22 protein-coding genes and 1 pseudogene are annotated in these 20,330 nt (G+C 33.5%); 14 read left to right on the top strand and 9 right to left on the bottom strand.

The window, feature by feature from the left end; genetic code table 11:
- Positions 1–37: 37 nt before the first annotated feature.
- The gene (locus tag FDO66_RS20805) at positions 38–199 is read right to left on the bottom strand and encodes a hypothetical protein (protein WP_181444507.1); all 162 of its coding nucleotides are present in this window, start codon (positions 197–199) and stop codon (positions 38–40) included.
- Between the two features lie 189 nt (positions 200–388).
- Between FDO66_RS20805 and FDO66_RS09110 the strand changes: the two genes are divergently transcribed.
- The 4 genes and pseudogenes from FDO66_RS09110 to FDO66_RS09095 form a co-directional block, all read left to right on the top strand.
- Complete coding sequence (locus FDO66_RS09110; RefSeq protein WP_141432335.1) at positions 389–952, top strand: pyridoxamine 5'-phosphate oxidase family protein; 564 nt, start codon at positions 389–391, stop codon at positions 950–952.
- Between the two features lie 199 nt (positions 953–1,151).
- Positions 1,152–2,210, top strand: coding sequence for an AbrB family transcriptional regulator (locus FDO66_RS09105; protein WP_141432334.1), 1,059 nt, complete (start codon positions 1,152–1,154; stop codon positions 2,208–2,210).
- Positions 2,211–2,264: 54 nt separating this feature from the next.
- Positions 2,265–2,900 carry an NUDIX hydrolase gene (locus FDO66_RS09100; RefSeq protein WP_141432333.1) on the top strand — a complete coding sequence of 212 codons (636 nt, stop codon included), beginning with the start codon at positions 2,265–2,267 and terminating at the stop codon, positions 2,898–2,900.
- A gap of 51 nt (positions 2,901–2,951) precedes the next feature.
- Positions 2,952–3,158: pseudogene (locus FDO66_RS09095) on the top strand (VOC family protein); the annotation flags it as partial.
- A gap of 19 nt (positions 3,159–3,177) precedes the next feature.
- Here FDO66_RS09095 and FDO66_RS09090 read toward each other — a convergent pair.
- Entirely contained in the window at positions 3,178–3,480 is a 303-nt protein-coding gene (locus FDO66_RS09090) for a luciferase domain-containing protein (RefSeq protein ID WP_141432478.1), read from the bottom strand.
- A gap of 698 nt (positions 3,481–4,178) precedes the next feature.
- Between FDO66_RS09090 and FDO66_RS09085 the strand changes: the two genes are divergently transcribed.
- Positions 4,179–5,096, top strand: coding sequence for an SDR family NAD(P)-dependent oxidoreductase (locus FDO66_RS09085; protein WP_141432331.1), 918 nt, complete (start codon positions 4,179–4,181; stop codon positions 5,094–5,096).
- Positions 5,097–5,149: 53 nt separating this feature from the next.
- Complete coding sequence (locus tag FDO66_RS09080) at positions 5,150–5,743, top strand: TetR/AcrR family transcriptional regulator (RefSeq protein WP_141432330.1); 594 nt, start codon at positions 5,150–5,152, stop codon at positions 5,741–5,743.
- Between the two features lie 152 nt (positions 5,744–5,895).
- Here the strand turns inward: FDO66_RS09080 and FDO66_RS09075 are convergent, their stop codons facing one another.
- Positions 5,896–6,513: an NAD(P)H-dependent oxidoreductase gene (locus FDO66_RS09075; RefSeq protein ID WP_141432329.1), complete on the bottom strand. Its 618-nt coding sequence runs from the start codon at positions 6,511–6,513 to the stop codon at positions 5,896–5,898.
- 251 nt (positions 6,514–6,764) lie between these two features.
- Here FDO66_RS09075 and FDO66_RS09070 point away from each other — a divergent pair, with 251 nt between their 5' ends.
- Both FDO66_RS09070 and FDO66_RS09065 read left to right on the top strand, forming a co-directional pair.
- Positions 6,765–7,493, top strand: coding sequence for a MarR family transcriptional regulator (locus FDO66_RS09070; RefSeq protein WP_141432328.1), 729 nt, complete (start codon positions 6,765–6,767; stop codon positions 7,491–7,493).
- A 66-nt stretch (positions 7,494–7,559) separates the two neighbouring features.
- Positions 7,560–8,300, top strand: a complete 741-nt coding sequence (locus tag FDO66_RS09065; RefSeq protein WP_258535676.1) for an SDR family NAD(P)-dependent oxidoreductase — start codon at positions 7,560–7,562, stop codon at positions 8,298–8,300.
- 359 nt (positions 8,301–8,659) lie between these two features.
- Here the strand turns inward: FDO66_RS09065 and FDO66_RS21105 are convergent, their stop codons facing one another.
- Complete coding sequence (locus FDO66_RS21105; RefSeq protein WP_220095164.1) at positions 8,660–8,800, bottom strand: LbetaH domain-containing protein; 141 nt, start codon at positions 8,798–8,800, stop codon at positions 8,660–8,662.
- A 178-nt stretch (positions 8,801–8,978) separates the two neighbouring features.
- Entirely contained in the window at positions 8,979–9,944 is a 966-nt protein-coding gene (locus tag FDO66_RS09055) for an IS1096 element passenger TnpR family protein (protein ID WP_181444505.1), read from the bottom strand.
- Between the two features lie 615 nt (positions 9,945–10,559).
- Between FDO66_RS09055 and FDO66_RS09050 the strand changes: the two genes are divergently transcribed.
- A complete protein-coding gene (locus FDO66_RS09050) occupies positions 10,560–11,201 on the top strand; it encodes a Uma2 family endonuclease (RefSeq protein WP_141432325.1) in 642 nt (213 codons plus the stop codon).
- Positions 11,202–11,369: 168 nt separating this feature from the next.
- On the opposite strand, the gene FDO66_RS09045 is transcribed toward FDO66_RS09050, so the two are convergent.
- The gene (locus FDO66_RS09045) at positions 11,370–12,641 is read right to left on the bottom strand and encodes a TolB family protein (RefSeq protein ID WP_141432324.1); all 1,272 of its coding nucleotides are present in this window, start codon (positions 12,639–12,641) and stop codon (positions 11,370–11,372) included.
- A 258-nt stretch (positions 12,642–12,899) separates the two neighbouring features.
- Here FDO66_RS09045 and FDO66_RS09040 point away from each other — a divergent pair, with 258 nt between their 5' ends.
- Together FDO66_RS09040 and FDO66_RS09035 are read left to right on the top strand one after the other, a co-directional pair.
- Positions 12,900–13,574, top strand: coding sequence for a hypothetical protein (locus FDO66_RS09040; protein ID WP_220095163.1), 675 nt, complete (start codon positions 12,900–12,902; stop codon positions 13,572–13,574).
- Positions 13,544–14,887, top strand: a complete 1,344-nt coding sequence (locus FDO66_RS09035; protein WP_395939763.1) for a helicase-related protein — start codon at positions 13,544–13,546, stop codon at positions 14,885–14,887. Before FDO66_RS09040 ends, FDO66_RS09035 begins: the two co-directional genes overlap by 31 nt.
- A gap of 263 nt (positions 14,888–15,150) precedes the next feature.
- Here the strand turns inward: FDO66_RS09035 and FDO66_RS20800 are convergent, their stop codons facing one another.
- Positions 15,151–15,309, bottom strand: a complete 159-nt coding sequence (locus tag FDO66_RS20800) for a hypothetical protein (RefSeq protein ID WP_181444504.1) — start codon at positions 15,307–15,309, stop codon at positions 15,151–15,153.
- Positions 15,310–15,407: 98 nt separating this feature from the next.
- Complete coding sequence (locus FDO66_RS09030; RefSeq protein ID WP_141432321.1) at positions 15,408–16,418, bottom strand: LLM class flavin-dependent oxidoreductase; 1,011 nt, start codon at positions 16,416–16,418, stop codon at positions 15,408–15,410.
- 292 nt (positions 16,419–16,710) lie between these two features.
- Between FDO66_RS09030 and FDO66_RS21225 the strand changes: the two genes are divergently transcribed.
- The 3 genes from FDO66_RS21225 (at position 16,711) to FDO66_RS09020 (ending at position 18,932) form a co-directional block, all read left to right on the top strand.
- On the top strand, positions 16,711–16,845 hold the full coding sequence (locus tag FDO66_RS21225) for a hypothetical protein (protein ID WP_258535675.1): 135 nt from the start codon (positions 16,711–16,713) through the stop codon (positions 16,843–16,845).
- 426 nt (positions 16,846–17,271) lie between these two features.
- Positions 17,272–18,045, top strand: coding sequence for a helix-turn-helix transcriptional regulator (locus FDO66_RS09025; RefSeq protein WP_141432320.1), 774 nt, complete (start codon positions 17,272–17,274; stop codon positions 18,043–18,045).
- Between the two features lie 20 nt (positions 18,046–18,065).
- Positions 18,066–18,932 carry a DUF3307 domain-containing protein gene (locus tag FDO66_RS09020; RefSeq protein WP_141432319.1) on the top strand — a complete coding sequence of 289 codons (867 nt, stop codon included), beginning with the start codon at positions 18,066–18,068 and terminating at the stop codon, positions 18,930–18,932.
- A 91-nt stretch (positions 18,933–19,023) separates the two neighbouring features.
- Here FDO66_RS09020 and FDO66_RS09015 read toward each other — a convergent pair whose 3' ends face one another.
- Positions 19,024–20,280 (bottom strand): MFS transporter, encoded by a 1,257-nt coding sequence (locus tag FDO66_RS09015; RefSeq protein WP_141432318.1) that lies wholly within the window; start codon positions 20,278–20,280, stop codon positions 19,024–19,026.
- Positions 20,281–20,330: the final 50 nt, after the last annotated feature.

Below are 20,330 nucleotides of genomic sequence, written 5' to 3'. Positions count from 1 at the left end.
CAACGATCTTGAGAAGAAGATCGTTGTTTTATGAATTTTATTTTGGTTTTACGACCTTTTCTTCCTGTCCAATTGCTTCCATCCCAAGTTGCCCTTGTATATTCCATTGAATCTTTTTTTGTGCTAGTTCCTCTTTTTTAACATTTATATCTGACTGAATATTGTTATTTCGACTTGCTTGTTTGTTCCAATCTCCCACATCATCACCCCCATTATAGAATGTCTAATATGTAGTATGAGAAAACTGACTCTACTTTATTAAAACAAGTTCTTGTTAATTAAATAGAGGATTTTTTTAAATAGCTTTTTTATAAAAATAAAGGATTCATTAAATACATGAAGAATTAAGGATTATAAACATATGTTAAGGATACAAGGAGGGAGAATAATGGGGAAGCTTTTTGATGAGTTACTTCCTGAACATGAAGAGTTCATAAAAAAACAAAAAATATTTTTTGTCGGATCAGCACCTTTAAGTGATAAGGGTCATGTAAATATTTCACCTAAAGGCTATGATGTATTAAAAATATTATCTTCAACAGAAGTTACTTATCTTGATTTAACAGGAAGCGGCAATGAAACAAGTGCACACATCAATGAAAATAAAAGAATTACTTTTATGTTTATCGCATTTGAAGGCCCTCCTATGATATTACGATTATATGGGCAAGGGCGAACAATATTACCAAATGATACAGAATGGGATGAATTTATAAAGTATTTTCCTACTATACCAGGTGCAAGACAAATTTTACATGCCAAAATTACGTCTGTGAAAACCTCTTGTGGATTTAGTGTACCTTTCTTGAGCTATGAAGGTGATCGAGAAACCTTAACGAAATGGGCAGAAAAACAAGGAGAAGAAAAATTACAAACATATTGGAAAGAAAAAAATTATTATAGTATGGATGGCTTAATAACTCCAATAGGACAAAGTGAATTAAAAAAATAAATGCAACATTAAAATGAAAATGGTTGAAAAATATTATACGGATAAAAAATGATGTTGTTATGGAAGTTGATTAATTGAATTTTTTTACATTTAACTGAATAAAAATGCAATTTTTTGCTTGTTCTACTTGAAAGAATGTTTTTTATTCAATAAAACAATAAAAACATACTATACTATTTACGATTAGAGAAGGGTTGTCATGCAGCAAATATTTAAAACATTGATCATTGGTCTAACTGGAGGCTACATTTTTACCTTATTACATATTCCACTTTCTTGGATGTTAGGATCTATGACGTTTGCTTTTTTATCGGTAACGCTATTTAAGCAAGAATTAGTCTGGCCATCAATTATCAGAAATTTAGGCTTAATTATTGTTGGATACACAATTGGTTTTTCGTTTTCGAAGCATACGCTTGTTGAAATGATTCATCATCTTCCATCAATGGCAATGATGACAATTGCTATTATCGGATTTAGCTCTGTACTTGCTTTCATTACCTCAAAGATTACAGGAGTTAACTATCAATCCACATTGACAGGAAGCATCCCAGGCGGATTATCACAAATGGTGAATCTGAGTGAAGAATTAAAAAATGTAGATATCACGATCGTGACTGTTACTCAATTAATGAGAATTATTTGTGTTATTTTTATTGTCCCATTTATCGCACTGAGTCCATTTTTGAATAAAGAAGGCCATATCCCACAGCAAATTCTTCATTCATCTCAATCTTTTTCTTATATCCATTTCATCTTTCTCCTTTTTGCAGGAGCTTGTTCTTTTTTGGCTGTCAAAAGCAAGCTGCCAACTCCTTTTTTATTAGGAGCCCTTATTGGCATAGCCTCTTTAAAGGTATTAGAGGTAGATGTACCTCAAATGGATCCACATTTTATTCGTCTTGCACAAGTTCTTATAGGTACTCATCTTGGGTTAATGTTAAAGTTTAAAAATGCAGGTCAAACAACAAAATTTACCTTTTTGACTGTGATTACATCCGTTTTACTTATCTTATTTTCAACGGGATTAGCCTTTATTTTAATGAAAACACATAATGTTTCTATATTAACTGCATTTATTAGCATGGCTCCTGGTGGGATTGCAGAGATGGCATTGCTCGGCCAATCAGTCCAAGCGGATTTATCGGTCATTACTAGCTATCATTTATTTCGAATACTGTTTATATTATTTGTTATTCCAATTATATTAAAATTGGTCTTTAGGCGAATTGAAATGAGTAGAAAACAAGCATCCTAGTAGGTGAAATTAAGTATCATTTTAAACTATTTTGAAAAAAAGAAGGCATTTAATATGACAGATAATGAAAAACTGAACGTTTTTAATGAAAGACATCAAAAAGTAGGGGTAGCAACTCGAAAAGAGGTGCATAAGAAAGGTCTTTTACACGAAACCTTTCACTGCTGGTTTGTGAGTAGAGAAAGCGGAGTGGATTTCATTTATTTTCAAATTCGAAGTCATTTAAAAAAGGATTTTCCAGACCTTTTAGATGTAACAGCTGCAGGTCATTTATTAGTAGATGAAACCGTAATAGATGGTTTAAGAGAAATAAAAGAAGAATTGGGAATTGATGTCTCAATAAACCAGTTAGTGTCTTTAGGTGTAATAAAAGATTGTATCATTTTGGACAATTTTATTGATAAGGAGTTCGCAAACGTATTTTTATTTTATGGGAACAATATTATGATTGATTATTTCCTGCAAAAAGAAGAGGTTTCAGGACTTGTTAAAGCAAAATTTAACTCTTATTATGAATTTTGCCTAGGTGAAAGAGAAGGTTTAAGAATTGAAGGCTTTAAAGAGAATGATGAAGGGTTAAAAGAATCCATTAATAAGTTCATTGGCAAAAATGAATTTGTTCCTCATGAGCGTTCCTATTTTGAAAAGTCAGTAAAATTAATAAAAAAAGAAATAGAAAAATACAAATAGATGATAATTCTTTATTGTAAATCGATCTGTCTACAATTTATGTTCGACTTTATTTTATCTGGAGCAGAGTCGTTTATTGCCGGTACAGCAAACTGTCAAGTAGGTGTAGATGGAATTGATGAACTTTATCATATTATAAAGGGGCAAAATATTTTGCACCCAAGTGCTCATATAGGAGATCGCCCATGGGGAGTGAGGGATTTTGCTGTGGTTGACCCAGACAATAATTTGATTACTTTTTTTGAGAGATTGAAATAATAAATGAGAATTAATTCTTTTATATGAGATATTCATATTTGAAACGCATGAGTTTGATTGCATTCACCATATCTGTATCGGATTTCAAATAAACAGATACCCAACCCGAATCAGGATACATGTGATGGGGTTGTGCACTTCCATCAGCAACCGCTTCGTCCCGTTTTGATTTTGGCAATAGTAGATCAACAAGATGATTTCCATGTATATGTCCAATTTCTTTTCCTTCAAAGAGGAATTCAATCCCTCCGAATCGGTGGGGTTTTTGCGTAACGCCAGGCCATGAAAGAAATTCATCAATCAAGACTTCCTTGCGATTCATTGTCATCTGATCAACCAACCTTTCAACTCAATAATAAGAACATCTAACTATTCTGTTTCAATTTCAAGAACAGCTTCTTTTTTCCATTGGTCTAGTTCGATTTTTTCTTTGGGTTTTCTATTGCGAAAAATAACATTGGAAGAAATCAATAAAAAAGTGAAGACAAAAGGAAGATCAGATGATTATATGGTCACCCTCATTAAAATATAACTAGTTAGTAATATTATTTTACTCTATGCTTAAAGCTTGTTTTCTATAAGGGCAAGATTTTTAAGTGATGGACCGGTCAAAGTATTATTAATCTCAGTGTGTAAAAAGATTTATCTTTTTACAACATAAATTCGTTTTTTTTAAATAAAAGTCCTTCTTTTTCCAAAATAAGCAATCGATAAAACTAACGATTGATATACAGCTAACGGAGACTATTAGTAAACTATCTTATGCAAATAGTGAAGAAGAAAAGCGTCTATTGAAGAGAAATATACTGAATTGTTAAGAAAAAGGAAGCAGTTATTGGATAAAGAATCCTCACTTTAATCATTCTAAGTGAGGATTTTCCATGTCAATAGAATGAATGAAGACAGGATAGATAGTTAACCAAATAAGTATTTATGTTGCCATTCTCAAAAAAATACATTATAATTTTTATGAATGAACAGTTCATTCACTATTATGGATGAATAAAGGAGCTATTGGAGATGGATAGTATAAGAACAAAACAAGAATGGAATTTGCATGGTAAGTATGTGGTGATTACTGGTGCCACTAATGGTATAGGGCTGGCCGCAGCCAAGGCACTTGCTGCACGAGGTGCAAACTTAGGGATTGTTGCGCGAAATAAGTCTAAAGCGGATGAGGTAGCATCCCAAATTAAGCATTTAACGAACAATAGGTCTATTGTAGACGTGTTTATAGCGGACATGGCTTCCCAAAGGTCCATAAGTCAAGTAGCAGCCGAAATTCTCGATAGCTGCTTTAAAGTAGATGTCTTAGTAAATAACGCTGGTGCCTTATTCGAGACTCGACAGATTACTGAGGACGGTGTGGAGATGACGTGGGCGGTTAACCACCTTGCTCCATTCCTGCTAACATCGTTGCTACTCGATCGCCTTAAGGAGAGTGCTTCTGCACGCGTAATTACGACCACTTCTCATGGTCACAAGATGGTCAAGAAAGGTATTGAGTTTAGCGACCTAAGCTCCGAGCGTTTTTACAGTGGTTTCAAGAAGTTAATGGGGGGTCCCACCTTATGTTACGCACAGAGCAAACTTGGCAACATATTATTTACCTCTGAATTGGCACGAAGACTAGAAGGATCTAACGTTACAGCGCACTGCTTTGATCCCGGCCTTGTCGCAACCAATTTTAATCAAAATAACAGCGCTTTAGCTCGAGCAACAATGGCTGTCATGAAGCCCTTTTCCCGTACTCCTGAAGAGGGTGCAGATACACTGGTATGGCTAGCTGAAGTGAGTGATATTACTGGTTTGAACGGTCAATATTGTGCAGACAGACAAGTGATGACACCATCTGACATGGCCATAGATAAGGAAGCAGCAAAGCGACTTTGGGAGATTAGTGAAGAACAGGTTCGAAAATCAGGTACACTTGAATAAAACAATGTAATTAGCAATAACGAAAAAGAAATCAGAAGAGAGAGTGATAAATCTTGGCACCATTAAATGATCAACAACTAGATCAAATCCGTGATGAGCGCAGAGAGCAAATTAAGAAAGCAGCTCTAAAAGTATTCGCCCGCCGCGGAATCGCTGGAACGAAAATGAGCATGATTGCTAATGAAGCTGGTATTAGCCAAGGTCTCTCATATCGTTATTTCAGTTCCAAAGATGAGCTTTTTATTGCACTTGTTCAAGAGGCGATGGAAGAAACGGATGCGACTTTTGCTTCTCTGGAACAAATGTCAGGTACACCAACAGAAAAAATCAGGGAATTGACCAAAGGGATGCTTGATGAAAGCAATAAACATTCATTTATGCTCATACAACAAGTACAAACTGCAGATGAAGTACCTGAGAAGGCTAAGGAAATCGTCGAACAATATTCCTCCAATGCTTTAATTGACCGAATACTTCCTATTATCATCAAGGGTCAGGAATCGGGGGAATTTTGTGCAGGGGATCCTAGTGAACTATTGTTACTCTATTTTTCTGTCATTTCGGGCTTAATGTTACAGCAGGTCGATAGAGATGACAATTATCGAGTGTGGGATATTAATATCTTAATGAAAATGTTGACAACATAAGAGCTCTTATCGTTACACCTTTTTTAGAGATTCTTTCATTATAAATATCCCGATTAATCTATAAAATAATAATAAAGATAAATCGGGATCTATTACTTCAGAGGCTAAATGTTGTAAAACGTTTTTAGATTTATTCCCCGATGTCCGTAGTTTTAAAGTCGAACGAACCGATGCTCTGTCTTTCTAAGGAATTTAATTCGCGTCTCAAAGCTGCGTCTTTCCATTCCAGTGTAGTTATACCAGCGGAGGTTATGAATGCCCATCTTTCGAAAAGTGCCGCGAAATAGGATTTTGGTGACGGGATTGCCAAAAAACAATCTATAGAAAAATCCGGGAGTACTCATAACAGTCAGCAGAGAAACTCCCTTAATCTTCGGTAGAAGGCTGACGAATGGACGCCCTGGCTTACGTTCATCGTATATGATGCTTTTTACAAATACTTTGTCGAGGAAACCCTTAGTAAGTGCAGGCATACACTCCCACCAGATAGGGAAAATGAAAACGATATAGTCTGCATCGATAAGTCGACGCTGATAGTCGATCACAAGGGGATCGATGGTCTTTTTTTGCCGCCATGCGGAAAGTTCTTCAGCCGAAAGGACTGGATTAAATCCGTCTGCATGTAAATCTATAAGGTCTATTTTGTGCCCAGCTGAACTTAGACCTCTCGTTACAGCTGCAAGCAGTGCTGCGGAATAGCTTCTTTGGTGAGGGATATTCTCAGACGCTAATGCACCATACGGATGATCAAAGACAATGACAACATTCATACATAATCCTCCTTGAAAGTTTAATATAAAAGCATTTGAAAGCTGGGGTGTGAATAACTTTCATCAGTATTTATTCTTATCTAAATTAAGCTTAAATGAAAATAGTTTCCTGAAATTTTAAATTAGTTTCTTGGAAACTATAATATCATCCTTATTCGATGGTGTCAATAATGTTTCCTTGAAACTTTATTTGAGAGTTGATTCTTGATATACTGGATATAGCTGAACATCAATCAAAGGAGATAATTTACATGGCTGCCTCAAACAATTCTTTCGACTATAATGAGAACCCCAATAAAGATAAGTTAATAAAAAAACTAATGGAAACTGTTTCCAATTTACAAAAAAAATTCCAAGAAGAAGATGATGAGGAGAAGCAGTGGTTGATAAACAACAGTAATAATCCCGACGTAATAAAACTACTAAAAGAGATGACGGTTATGATGTTGCATGTATTAGATGCAATTGGGCAGCTGGAGCCAGTTAATGGCATTACCATTTCGAAGCAATTTGGCATACCTAAAGGCAGTGTATCTAAAATTTCAAGAAAATTGCTTCAAACACAGATCATCCGCAAGGAATTTCTTCCTGGTAACAAAAAAGAAATTCTGTTTCGTACAACTCCCTTAGGTAAAGAAATTTTCCATTTGCATAAAGCCCTCCATCGACAAATTGATAAAGGAGCCTATCAATTTTTAAAAAGATATAACTCTAGTGAGTTGCATTTTCTTATCCAATGCCTCCAGGATACCTTGGATGCATCATGGGTTAATACAGACGTACAAAAGGAACCAATTGTAGGGCAGACAGAGAAAGAACGTTCGAACGTTCAATTAAACTACACAAAGGAACTGTGTTCAGCAATAAAATCTCAGGAAATAAATGATATAGTAGACATGCTTATAACCCTTGATACCGGAAACTTAAAAAAAGCAAAGAAGATCCTAAAAGATGTATTCTTTACATCTTTTGACGAGTAAAGCGATTCAATTCAATTAAAGATATTTACCTGACGCAACTCATATATCATATATATAGACGCTATTTTGCTGTACAATGTGACAGGAGCAGGAAGAGGAATCGGCAGAACACTTGCTGAAGGATTGGCAAGTGCTGGTGCAGATATTGTCTTGGTATCACGAACAGAAAAGGAAATTAAAAGTGCAGCCGAAGAAATATCTAAAGCAACAGGAAGAAAAACATTGGCTTTAGCCTGCGATGTTTCGAACGGCAATTCTGTAAAAGAAACAGTGGAGAAAGCTATAGCACATTTTGGACATATCGATATTCTTATTAATAATGCTGGTAGCAGTATAAGGAAAACCGCCTTTGAGTTAACGGAAGATGAATGGGATACGTTAATGGCTATTAATTTTAAATCCGTATTTTTAATGTCTCATGCTGTGGGAAAACATATGATGGATCAGAAGTATGGCCGAATTGTAAATGTTGCATCAGTTGCTTCACGTTTAACTTTGGCATCTGGAACCCCATACGGACCAAGTAAAGCAGGTGTTGCTCAACTTACACGTCAGCTAGCAAATGAATGGGCTACGTATGGTATTACCGTTAATGCGATTAGTCCTTGGTTTTTCAAAACATCACTTAATGCAAACTCATTAGAAAATGAAGAGTTTCGTACTCTTATTGAGAAAAGAACTCCTATGAAAAGGCTAGGCAGATTAGAAGAATTGATTGCGCCTGTTGTTATGTTTTGTTCGGATAACGCTAGCTACATAACAGGTCAAAATTTATTTGTTGATGGAGGAGTTACAAACTACGTGTAAACTAAGTTATATGAAATGGTGGATAAAATGAAATAGTAGAATAAAGTAAGAATATAAATAAAAGTATTTATTTATTGTTAGCTCAATAAAGTTATATTAAATGATGGTGAAAAAATCTAAACTCTGAGAATTGGAACATTAAAATCTTAGAAAAGATGGTGCCAGTTCGTAAATAATTACTTGATCTAAAACACTGTTTATGTATAGGATGATATTTTATAAAATCAGGCGTGATAAAGAATAAAATTCCATTTTGTCTCACTATTTAAAGTATACTTCTTGATTGAGATGGAATTTTATTTTCTTTTAATTAGTTCCTATAATATACATTATGTAAACTAGAAAAACAAAACAACCTCTTACCAGATATAATTTCCTATCTCAATTGGAATGGCATAACCACTCTTGTTCCTGTCTTTCGGTTGAATTGAATGATCTGCTGTGTATAGTGCAACATTGGGACCAATCATACAATAGTTACCAATCCTTACTTCTGCCATATCTTGGAGTTGATTTTGTTGATCCGATTGGTCCTAAAATGTAGTCTGCCTTCATGTGTTTTAAAGTAAAGTTACCTCTATTTTTATGAATATCCGTCTTGCTAATGTTTAATAGCAGTTTGATTTAGTGTATTTAAAAATTGTTTTTACATCACCAACGGTATAACTCTTGGAATCATTACGAGTCGTATTGTGTAGGAGGGTCCCCTTTCCTATCACAAATTATAGCTGAAACACCTTCTATCCCTTCCGTAATTTTCATTACATTAATATAAAACTCCCATTCATTACCAAAATCAAATAAATAAAGAAATCTTTGTCCCTCATATAAATGGAGACTGCCTATTTTTACATGATTTACAAAAGGTCCATGACTATCCATTGGAGAGTTATAGCAATTTTTGCTAAACTTTTTTCCATCCATATAGAAGGAGTAAAGATGATCGTCATTAAATTTTAAAGCATCTTGAATTAATTCATGGAGATCTAAAAGTGTGTGTGATTCAGAGAGTTGTACCGTACACCAGCATGAATTGTTTAAAGTTACTTTAAATAGATATTTTCCAGCGACTATCGTTTTTTTTCTATTGCTATATGTGCTATATGTGCTGTTAAGTTCCCCTTCTTCAAATAAAGGTTTTAGTAATACAAATAGCGATTCTTTTTGGTTTTTTTCTTCTTGTAGATGATCTTGTATATCTTCAATAATTGGAGGTGGACTAAATATTTTTAAGAGTTCAAAGGCTGCTATCATATCATTAGTCTTAGACTCCCATGTTTCGGCTAATGCTTCTTCTAAACATTTAAACAATGGAGTGAGCATGATTGATTTTGCTGCATGATAATTCACACTTATTTGTTGTGATTTTTCTTCATCTATTACTATATTCCAAAGTCCGAAGTAGCTAAAATAAAAGAGAAAGTGTTCAAAATTAAAGAGAAAATGCCTTAAATCACTATTTACACTTACATTTAACTCTTTATTTGCGGGAAATTGCTCTAAAAATTCAAATAGTAAATCAATATTAGTTGGTTCTTTACGGAAATATCCTCCTTGTAATTCTTCCCAATCTGCTTTTATCCAAAAAGAATCTAATAATGTTACATATTTTTCAGATAGAGTCATACCATTAAAGTCTGCCATATGTTCTCCATGGATCGTAGCAATCATCCCTCCTCCAAAACTTCTTTTTTGTAATAATTCTAACTTTAGTGCAAGGTGAAAAAACATGTGTAAGAGTGGATAGGTTGATTGATTACTTTTTAAAGGAACGTCCAGCTTTGGTTCAGACATTAGAGAATATATAGCTACTAGTAAGATATTGGTTAGCCTTCGTTAACTTAATTGTGTTGTTTTCTATGTAGTTTAAGAAATTTAGAAAATCTTTAACAATACTTGTTGGATATTCATCTGTTATCTTAATTTTTACTTTGTTTTTTTTCATTTTAATCCTTCTTCCGTTATTGTGATGATCGACATTTGAAATTTAAATTTGTAATATCTTGTCTTTATATTTGAGAATATTTAAATGAATCTTAAAATTCACAAGTTATTATATCATTGAAACTTTTTCATGGAATGCTCGATCAATATATTGAACTATATAGTAATGACCGTTTCTTTTCTTTGCCTTCTAACCACCTCCGAATTTTTTTCTTTTAAATTTTTTGAATTTTATCTTCTACTTACTTTGGGTATAATAGCAATATAAATTACGAAGCTTTTAAATTAATTTACCACATTAATAGAGGGAATAATATGCAAAATCTCGAACATCAGCTACAGCTGACAATTAAAGAATGTGAAAGATTAAAACATGAAAATCGTCTATTAAAAGAACTTTTAAAATCCCATAACATTGAATTTCGCCTTGAGGATTCTTATCCAATTTCAACTATTGATAAAACTACTAAAGTAGAAAAATTAAAAGAAAGAATCCATATATTTAAAAAACTATTTAAAGGCAGGACCGATGTTTTCGCTTTACGTTGGGAATCTAAAAATGGAAAATCAGGCTATTCACCAGCTTGTAAAAATGAGTGGCATCCTACTTTATGTCAAAAGCCTATAGTCAAAAAGAAAGTCGTTATTCCCGACATATCGATCATATGTGAAAAAGAAGGATTTACAGAGAATAATTATCACGGAGTCCCGACAATGATTATAGAAATTCTAAGCTTTTCCAATCAATCCCATGACCTAGTAACAAAGCTGAATTTATATATGAAATATGGCGTTAAGGAATATTGGATTGTAAATCCTATATTAAATACCGTTATAGTTTATATTTTGGATGAATATGGCGGCTATGAACAAAAAGCAATTGTAAAAGAAACAGGTTTAATACATTCATCTATATTACAGGGTTTTTATGTAAAAGTTGATCACCTATTTAACTAAAATTCCTACTCAGAAATGTTAGGAAACATTTAATTCCTTCTGTTTGTAAGAATCCTATTTTGATTCCTAGATGTAATTGATAACCAGAAGACTGATTTTGCCATGACATCTTCATTGTTATGTAAAAACATTGAAACCAATGTTATCACAACTCTTTATAACACTAATTTAATTATAGTAACTAATTACCGCAGGCCAATCCCATCTTTCATAATATTCAGGAGCTGGATCAATATTTTCAATCCATCTAACAGCTTCTGAACCATCAGGACTAGCGATCCATGCTTCAGCTTTTTGGTGATTAAATCGAACCCAGCTTAATTGGCTACTTTTTCTTAAATAAACTGGATAAAAATCTCCAAAGTTCTCAGGAGGTGACGTCAATACAGTTTGTCTATTCTTTTTAATATCAATCTGCACTAAAAATGGTAAAGGTCTTTCTGCTGAATCCAATTGTAAATCACTTTCCTGTGCACGTGAAATTGTAATGATCCGATCTGACCGCCAAGTAAAATCCCAATCTACATACCCTTCTGGTGTTAAGCTTGCTTCTTTCATGCCCCACTTGTTAAACTTCTTAATTTTAAGCTGTTTATTTTGAGTAGCATTTCGACCTACCCCTTCAATATACGCAAGATATTTCAGATCTGGTGCCCAATGAAACCAATTTTCATTATTCAGCATTTCATCTACTTGTATAAGCTTCTTGCCATCAGCAGATAAAATAAAAAGTGTATTCACATCTGCAGCTAACGAAGCGGTAGGAATCCCTAAAAATGATATCCACCTACCATCCGGTGACCATTTAAACAAGCTAGTTGTAATCGCAAAGTATTTTTCTGTTTGACTTGGGAGAGTAAATAGCTGTTTGACTTTATTCATATCTTGTGAAATATCCTCAGGAACAATTAACAATTGAATATCTGCCCACCCTTCTGGTACTTGCACAGGAGCAGTAGAGATTAAAAATTCTTTTCCTTTTGGCAACCAAGAAAAGTTTCCAACTCCCTCAAACACTTTTTTGTAGATTTGATTTTTCTTTTCACCTAACGTCAGTTTATCTGTCTCAATCATCTTCAATTTATCACCAACTAAAATGGCGAGCTTGTTTTCATTAGGCGACCATCTATATGTGGGAAACTCCGTTTGTATTACATTGAATAGTTGCCTTGTTTCTAATTGATATAACCATATTTCCGACTTTTGGTCTTCTCTTTTTTGAAAGGCAAGCCACTTTCCGTTATAGGACCATTTCGGGTATTGTACATTTTCTCCAGATGTTACTTGATGCTCCTTCTCTCCGATTTTTACCCATAAATCATGATTTCTAATAAAAGCAGCTTTCATTCCTTCTTCTATACTTGCATTAACAATTTGTTTTGCTGGAAGAAACATGTTTAATAACAATAAGATTATCATTGTTCCTATCAATTTTTTCAATCTAATCGTCTCCTATCAGGATTGAAAATATATTTAATTTCAATGCTATGATTTGCTTATATTACCCATTAATCATTTAGTCAATCCATATAAATGATTAAGATATTTTTTTAATAAACTGAGTTTGATATTACTCAAACTAAATTTGTATAAAAGAATTTACATAATCATTAATCATAATGAAATTAACAAAATTTTCACAGATAACAGAACATACGTTTGATATAATTTAAGTGAAAGAATATAAGATTGAAAGAGGTGTTTATAATAGATACAAAATTAACGGAAGATATTTTTATAGAAAAATTAAAAGAAGGAATAAATAACCAAATTAATAAATTAGAGCAAGAGGTTGTAGAACTGGTACAAGAAGAATTAGAAGACCTTCGAGAGAATGAAGAGTTTGATATTGACTATTATAATAAATTAGAAGATTTTTGGAACGACTATGAGTTGTATCCTTTACCAGCATATCATTATGGATATTACCACACATTGGCTCATGAAATCGAAGAAAAAACAAATGACTTTATTTATGGATTAATTATCGAAACGATCGAAACAATTGGGATTGATAAAATAAGAATTTTTCTTATGGAGCAAGGATACGAAGCAGACGAAGTAGATAAAATGGACATTCAAAATCTTGATTGGGTGTTACGACAGGTTTTAGATTTAGATGATAAAATTTATGAATTTGCAGACAGTATTTTTTATGATTTCGGGGAATATGAAATTTCTTTTTTTACAGAAGATAAAATTAGCAAGCTACAAGAACTTTATGAGCAAATAGAAAAACCTGATAACTTTTCCTCCTTCAATCAACATTTTGAAAATCATCTTAATATAATAAAGAACCAAATAAAAAATTTGTTCAAAGAAAATTATGGAGAACTGAAGAAATTAAAAGTAACGGAAAAAAATGTGCGTTAATTACCGGTGAAGAAAGAAAAAATATTCATGGAAGTACTCACCTTAGTGCTACGGTTGAAGCTGCGAATTTTCATGAGAATTTTGATGTAGTTGTAATTGATGAATGTCAAATGCTCTCGGATCATGACAGAGGTTCTTATTGGGTAAAAGCTATTCTTGGTGTACAAGCAAAAGAAATTCATTTAATTACTGCACCACATGCCTTGTCATTAATTAAAAAAATATTATCCTTTCACGGATTTGGATTTGAAATTGTCCAGCATGAAAGAAATACCCCTCTACTTTGGGAAGAAAAGTCATGTCGATTTCCAACTGATATTAAAAACGCTGACGCATTGATCGTTTTTTCAAAAAGAAAAGTACTAAATATAGCAGCAATACTATTGAAAAAAGGTTTTACTGTTTCAGTTCTATATGGCAGCATGCCTCCTGAAACAAGAAGAAAACAAATGGAGCAATTTCGAAAAGGTTTCTCAAAAATATTAGTTTCTACAGATGCGATCGGCATGGGACTAAATCTTCCAATAAAGAGAATTCTCTTTATGGAAAATGAAAAATTTGATGGGAAAAATGTTCGGTTGCTAAAACCTGAAGAAGTTCAACAAATAGCGGGTCGAGCAGGGCGAGAAGGAATTTATGAAAAAGGATTAGTCAATGCAACAAAGGGATCGAAAAGTCTTAAAAAATCATTAAAAGCAATTGTTCAAGACATTGAATTTTCATATCTTCCAATTTCACAAGACTCAATCAAGATGTTTCCCTATGAATCATTCGAATTATTGAAAAGAACTTGGGAGTTTTACCAAATAGAGATAAAGGACTCTCCATATAAGGTTCATCCTTTAAACGAAGTAGAAGCGAAAATGGCTTATTTAGAAAGAAAACTGAACAACTTAGATATAGAACTCCCCCTTTCGAAAAAAGTTTCTTTATGTTCAGTACCATTTTCCATTGACGAACAACACATGACCCAATGTTGGTTAGAAATGATCAAAGAGTATCTTTTAGGAAATGAACTAAAATATCCTCATGTTTATACTGATTCAAGTGATGTAGAAAAACTAGAAAACAGTTATAAAAAACTATCACTATATACGTCATTTCTCTATTCCCAATCAATTGATTTCGATGAGGATAAAGTTATTGATTTAAAAGAAGAAATATCCAAAAAAATATTTCAAGTTCTGTCGAAAAATTTAACAACTTTCATAAAGAAATGTACCCAATGCGGAAAGCAATTAGCGTGGGATTTTCCTCATAGAAACTGTGAAAAATGTCATAGAAATCGATATTATTTTGAAGACTATTATTAAAAAACGCTCTTTTATTACATTACAGCTATCCTCCACGGTAATTTAAGCAGTTTAGTACATAATTCCTTTTACTGTCTAAGTTCATTTTTGGGGTAATTTGATAAAAGTGATTATTGAAAAAACACTAGACGTGGTTAAAACAAGTATGTTAAAGGAAATTGAAGAATATCTTGATTATGCAACGTTATACATCTTGTTTTCAATGACGTTATTCGAAAAGCACTGCTGCTTATTTTTGTCAGTGCTTTTTAGGCGGTTTATATTTAACTTTGATCTACTTCATCATAAGAAAGTGTAGTCACTTGTGTATAATCGCCCTTTTCAATTTCCTCTTTTGTGGCTTCTTTCTCTAGTTCTTCGTTGTCATCCATTCCCGGAGCGATTGAAGGTTCTGTACTTCTATTCCTGTCCTTATTTTTCATAATGCATTCAACTCCTTTCGTGTATACGTTTTCCTTAAAAAGGTATAAGTATACGACCGTTTCGCTTATTCTTCTTAATTTTTTAAAGTACTCATTAATTATTTTTTAAATTGATGAAGTATTTCTTCTGCTATCAGTTTATAGGATTGAATCCGGTCTCTCGGAGAGTGTGTAATCGTCACAATCATTATTTCATCTGCTTTATATTGAGCTTGTATCTCAAAAAATTTCTGTTTTATTTCATAAGGATTACCTATAATCATGATTTGTTTCCTTTTATCTAATGTTTGTTTTTCCTTATCACTTAGCCTATATTGCATTGCCTCTTGAATGGAAGGAACTCCTTGCTGCCCTTCCCCTTTTTCTTTTTGCAATGTCCAAATAAGGGTACTTAACGCTACCTGTTCAGCTTTTTCAGACGTTTCTGCACAAATAGCTGACACAGTCAGAATAACTTTAGGTTTTTGACCTTGTTTTCTAGGTTTAAAGGCTTGTAAATATTGTTGAATAAGCGCAGCGCCGTCCTGGTCGCTCATAAACTGACCGAATGTATAAGCTAAGCCATTTTTGGCAGCAAGTAAAGCACTTTTTTTACTTGTCCCTAGAAGCCAAGGCTCTGGTGAAACTTGAGGCAACGGAGAAGCTGATACTTTAGCGTACTCGTGGTCAGCAGGAAAATCATCGTCTAAAAAATTAAGCAGATCTCTTACAGAGTTTGGCATGTTCCATACTTGTTCTAAGAAATTAGCTGATAAAGCATTTGTAGCCTCAGCTGAACCTCCAGGTGCTCTTCCTATTCCAACATCAATACGACCTGGAAACAAAGTAGCCAGCATGTTGTATACTTCTGCCACTTTATATGGTTTATAATAAGGCAATAAAACAGCTCCTGAACCAATGCGAATCTTATTTGTATTTGCTCCAATATAGCCTAGCATCACTTCAGGTGCAGAACATGCAAGCCCTCGTAAGTCATGATGTTCAGCAATCCAATAGCGTGTATACCCTAGCGCTTCTCCTGCTTGTGCTAATTTCATAGATTCATTTAAGGCATCTTTAGCCGTTTGATTTGAAGAAATTGGTGCTTGATCTAATATACTTAACTTCATTTCATATTGCCTACTTTCTCGATTTTTTTATACATCCATTATCTGGATAAGGAATACTACTATTAACATTTCAAAAAACTGCTATAATTTTAATCATTGTACATAAGGAGATCGATTGGATGATAGAAAAAGAATTAACTCAAAAAGAACTAGTATTCAGAAAAGAGTCTATTTATTTTTTGGATCGTACTCATTATTAGTATTATATCTATGTTGTTTGCCCTTTCGATCATTGGTATTATGATTCTGGTTGGACTGTTGACAGTCCCATTATTGCTTCATGCGCTGATGATTGGCCATACGATATGCTATTTATTATACTGGAAATCTTGTTGCTGCCAAAAACAGCTTAACGATGCTTGCGATTGGAAAAATTCTTTATCAACAAGTAAACCATTCTGAATACCTTGATCAGGTAAACAAATAAAAAGGCTTTTTTATCTGGTTGAGTAAGATATTATCAATCCATCCCCCTCTACCAAAACGGATAAATAAATCCATAGCAGTTGTGTTAAGACAATACAAGTGAGCTCGTTTCAGTAGGTAAAAATAGGAGAATCAGTTGTATTCTATACTTCATCTGATAGAGACCCTACCTTTGCTTGATGTGGGGTCTCTTTTTTAATGCCTTCTTTGATAACACTTTACATGCTGCAGTCTAGTTATTTTGAATATTTTTAACCCAATTCGATAAATTTATCAAATTCAATCAAAGTTTGATAAATTTATCGAATTTTTATCCACTTAGACTAATTTATCTAAGTGAGTTATAATGACAATGAACCATTTAATCATTTAAAGTAAAAAAACTATTAACGAACATATGTTTCTTTGTTATACTGGAGGTATCGATATGAAAAAAGCTACGTCGATTTTTATTATGGATGTCACGAACTCTACTTCCGAAAAGAATTGGTTTGAGATAACAAAATACTTGCAAGAATGGGAAAAATATATTGGAGCATGGTGTGAAAATACGATAATGTCTAAGGTTTCACATCGACGGGGTGATGAAATTTTATTTGTCAGTTATCATCATTTTACAGCTTTTACAATTGCCTACCACATTAGTCAACATTGGAAATTCACTAAGCAACGCCCATATTTTGGGATCTCTTATGGGTTTATAGATGAAGATATCGAAAATCTAGATATTGAAATTTGGAATCACCCATTAATAAAAAAAGCTAGAGATCAAAATGCAAAGATCAAAAAAGATAAAAATCGTTATACGAATATGCTAATAACTGGAGATCAAGAGAAAAAAAAAATCATAAGTACAACAGATATCTTGAATTTATTGATAGAAAATCAGCAAGCATTACTTCAAAATCAATCAGAGAATCAAAAGCTTATTTACTCTCTTTATTCTATTTTTCATGAACAAAAACAAGTAGCAAAGGTATTAAACAAAACTCAATCTACCATATCCACCCACTATAAAAGAGGTCAGAGTGAACTTTTACTAAAAAATTTTTATAAAATCCAGAAAATATTAAGTATACATGAAACATCTGAATCGCAGAATGTTGATCAAATGATGCTGTTAATTCATGATTTAAATACATCTATTAGAAATCATCTTAAGGATAATGTTAAACAATTTTTTCCTGAATTAAAAATGTAAAAACAAGGAAAGGAAATACAATGATCATTTTATGCTTAATTATCGCTCATTTGATAGGAGATTTTTATCTACAGACAGATAAAATGGTGAAAAATAAATCAAAGTATTTAAGAAGGCATTTACTGCATCATTTCGTACTTTCTATGCTCGTTTTAACAGGTTTTTATTTAAGGAATGATCTCACATATTTTTTCAAACAGGCTGCATTACCATCCATTGCCATCGTGTTTTTTCACTACGGTATTGATCGGATTAAAATATTATTATTACATACTTATTTTAAGCAGCCTATACGGCAATTTTACTTATTTATTCTCGATCAGGCCCTACATATAGGAGCTGTCATTTTAGTTTGTATTATTTTTCTTGATTTTGATTTGACTTCTTATACCAATCATTTCAATGTGATATTGAGTCAAGAAGCTGGCCAAAATATTTCTACTATTAATACCATTCTCTTTTTAATATTGATGTTCATCATTTCAACGACTGTTAGTAGCCATTTTATTAAACTTCTAGTTGGAATACTGCCAGATCATTTGTCTTTATACGAAGGCAAGTATGTAATAAAAAGAGAACAAACCGAAGCATCTCATATGGCAAGTCAGCCAATTCCAAGTATTTCAGAGGAATTTACATACCTCGTTAATAAAAAGCAACATCTATCAAGAGGAGTTTATATCGGGTATTTAGAAAGATTACTTGTTATTGTATTGATCGTTAATAATGCTTTTACAAGTATAGGGTTCATTGTTGCAGCTAAATCAATTGTTCGCTTTAAACAAATGGATGATAGAGATTTTGCAGAATATTTTTTATTAGGGACTCTCTCTTCCATTTTTTTAGGGGTCATTTATGGAGTAATAATAAAAATAGTATTAACTTAAAATATTACAAAATATAGTTTAAACAAAGTGATGACAAAAAAGTTCTTCATTTTAAGAACTTTTTTGTCTATGAAGTGATTCAAAGTTGTGTTTATATTGCTGCTTTACTTTTTGATATTTTCATAGCCATTAAAGCTGCGAACAAGCAAACTAAGCCAGCTGAAATAAATGGAATGGTATAGCTTCCGAGCACTTCTCTCATCATTCCTGCTCCAAAAGCAGCTGCAGATGCACCAACCTGGTGAGAAACGACGATCCAGCCAAAAATCATTCCTGCCTTTTCTTTCCCGAATTCGATAGAAGCTAACTTTACAGTTGGCGGGACTGTGGCAATCCAATCTAGACCATAGAAGATGGAGAATATTAGAAGCATCATGTGATTGGCTTCAAAAGCATATGGTAAGAAAAGCAAGGAAAGTCCACGTAAGCTATAATACCAGAACAATAGTTTTCGGCTATCGAAGCGGTCTGAAAGCCATCCAGAAAGTGTTGTACCTACTAGATCAAAGATTCCCATCATAGCCAAAAGTCCTGCTGCCGTTACCTCAGGAATACCATGATCGTGACTTGCAGGAATTAAATGCGTTCCGATCAAGCCATTGGTGGAAAAACCACAGAAAAAGAAGGTACCAGCTAAGAGCCAAAATGTGGAGTTCTTTAGCGCAGAATAAAGAGCCTGTAAGGGTGCGAGAAATAAATTCCCGGTAAAAGGTGCCGGTCTGACTACCTCCTCTGAACCAAATGGAGCCAAGCCTACATCAAATGGATGGTTTCTCATCCAGACGACAACAACTGCGAGCACAATAACAATCACTGTAACAGCGGTATAAATGGAAGTTCTCCATCCTGCCTCTACCGTGATTTTGGCCAAGGTAGGCAAGAACAGCAACTGACCAGTAGCTGCACTAGCTGTTAGTAACCCTACCACCAGTCCTTTTCTTTTTACAAACCATTGATTGCTTACCGTCACACCGAGAACATTTGCCATCATTCCTGTAGCAAGACCTGACACAAGTCCCCATAAAATCTCAAATTGCCAAAGTGAAGTCATAAAGGGTGTAATCGATAAACTAATCGCTAATACCGCTAATGAAAAAGCCACTACCCTTCTTATACCGTATTTTTGCAGGAATGCTGCTGAAAACGGGCCTACTAATCCATATAAGAAAATTCCAATCGAGATTACGCTAGAAATCCCTCCACGACTCCATCCAAATTCATCTTCAAATGGGAGCATTAAAATGCTCGGCATGGATCGGATTCCCGAGGATACTAAAAGCGCCACGAATGTAATAAAAACAACGACCCAGCCATAATGGATTTTAGAAGAATGACTATTTTCTTTCATGCAGTTCTGCTCCTTTATTAAAGATTCATTTTTGTTGTACATACAAATAT

The organism is Bacillus sp. 03113 (assembly GCF_006546985.1).
Lineage (GTDB): Bacteria > Bacillota > Bacilli > Bacillales > Cytobacillaceae > VATK01.
Note: the sequence above shows the minus strand (reverse complement) of the source record. Positions and strands in the feature narration are given on the sequence as shown.

Excerpts from the sequence above, each read along its gene's own strand:
- FDO66_RS09110 (WP_141432335.1), top strand. The coding sequence starts at position 389 with ATGGGGAAGCTTTTTGATGAGTTACTTCCTGAACATGAAGAGTTCATA.
- FDO66_RS09105 (WP_141432334.1), top strand. The coding sequence starts at position 1,152 with ATGCAGCAAATATTTAAAACATTGATCATTGGTCTAACTGGAGGCTAC.
- FDO66_RS09100 (WP_141432333.1), top strand. The coding sequence starts at position 2,265 with ATGACAGATAATGAAAAACTGAACGTTTTTAATGAAAGACATCAAAAA.
- FDO66_RS09090 (WP_141432478.1), bottom strand. The coding sequence starts at position 3,480 with ATGAATCGCAAGGAAGTCTTGATTGATGAATTTCTTTCATGGCCTGGC.
- FDO66_RS09085 (WP_141432331.1), top strand. The coding sequence starts at position 4,179 with ATGGATAGTATAAGAACAAAACAAGAATGGAATTTGCATGGTAAGTAT.
- FDO66_RS09075 (WP_141432329.1), bottom strand. The coding sequence starts at position 6,513 with ATGAATGTTGTCATTGTCTTTGATCATCCGTATGGTGCATTAGCGTCT.
- FDO66_RS09070 (WP_141432328.1), top strand. The coding sequence starts at position 6,765 with ATGGCTGCCTCAAACAATTCTTTCGACTATAATGAGAACCCCAATAAA.
- FDO66_RS21105 (WP_220095164.1), bottom strand. The coding sequence starts at position 8,800 with ATGGCAGAAGTAAGGATTGGTAACTATTGTATGATTGGTCCCAATGTT.
- FDO66_RS09055 (WP_181444505.1), bottom strand. The coding sequence starts at position 9,944 with ATGGCAGACTTTAATGGTATGACTCTATCTGAAAAATATGTAACATTA.
- FDO66_RS09050 (WP_141432325.1), top strand. The coding sequence starts at position 10,560 with ATGCAAAATCTCGAACATCAGCTACAGCTGACAATTAAAGAATGTGAA.
- FDO66_RS20800 (WP_181444504.1), bottom strand. The coding sequence starts at position 15,309 with ATGAAAAATAAGGACAGGAATAGAAGTACAGAACCTTCAATCGCTCCG.
- FDO66_RS09030 (WP_141432321.1), bottom strand. The coding sequence starts at position 16,418 with ATGAAGTTAAGTATATTAGATCAAGCACCAATTTCTTCAAATCAAACG.
- FDO66_RS09025 (WP_141432320.1), top strand. The coding sequence starts at position 17,272 with ATGAAAAAAGCTACGTCGATTTTTATTATGGATGTCACGAACTCTACT.
- FDO66_RS09020 (WP_141432319.1), top strand. The coding sequence starts at position 18,066 with ATGATCATTTTATGCTTAATTATCGCTCATTTGATAGGAGATTTTTAT.
- FDO66_RS09015 (WP_141432318.1), bottom strand. The coding sequence starts at position 20,280 with ATGAAAGAAAATAGTCATTCTTCTAAAATCCATTATGGCTGGGTCGTT.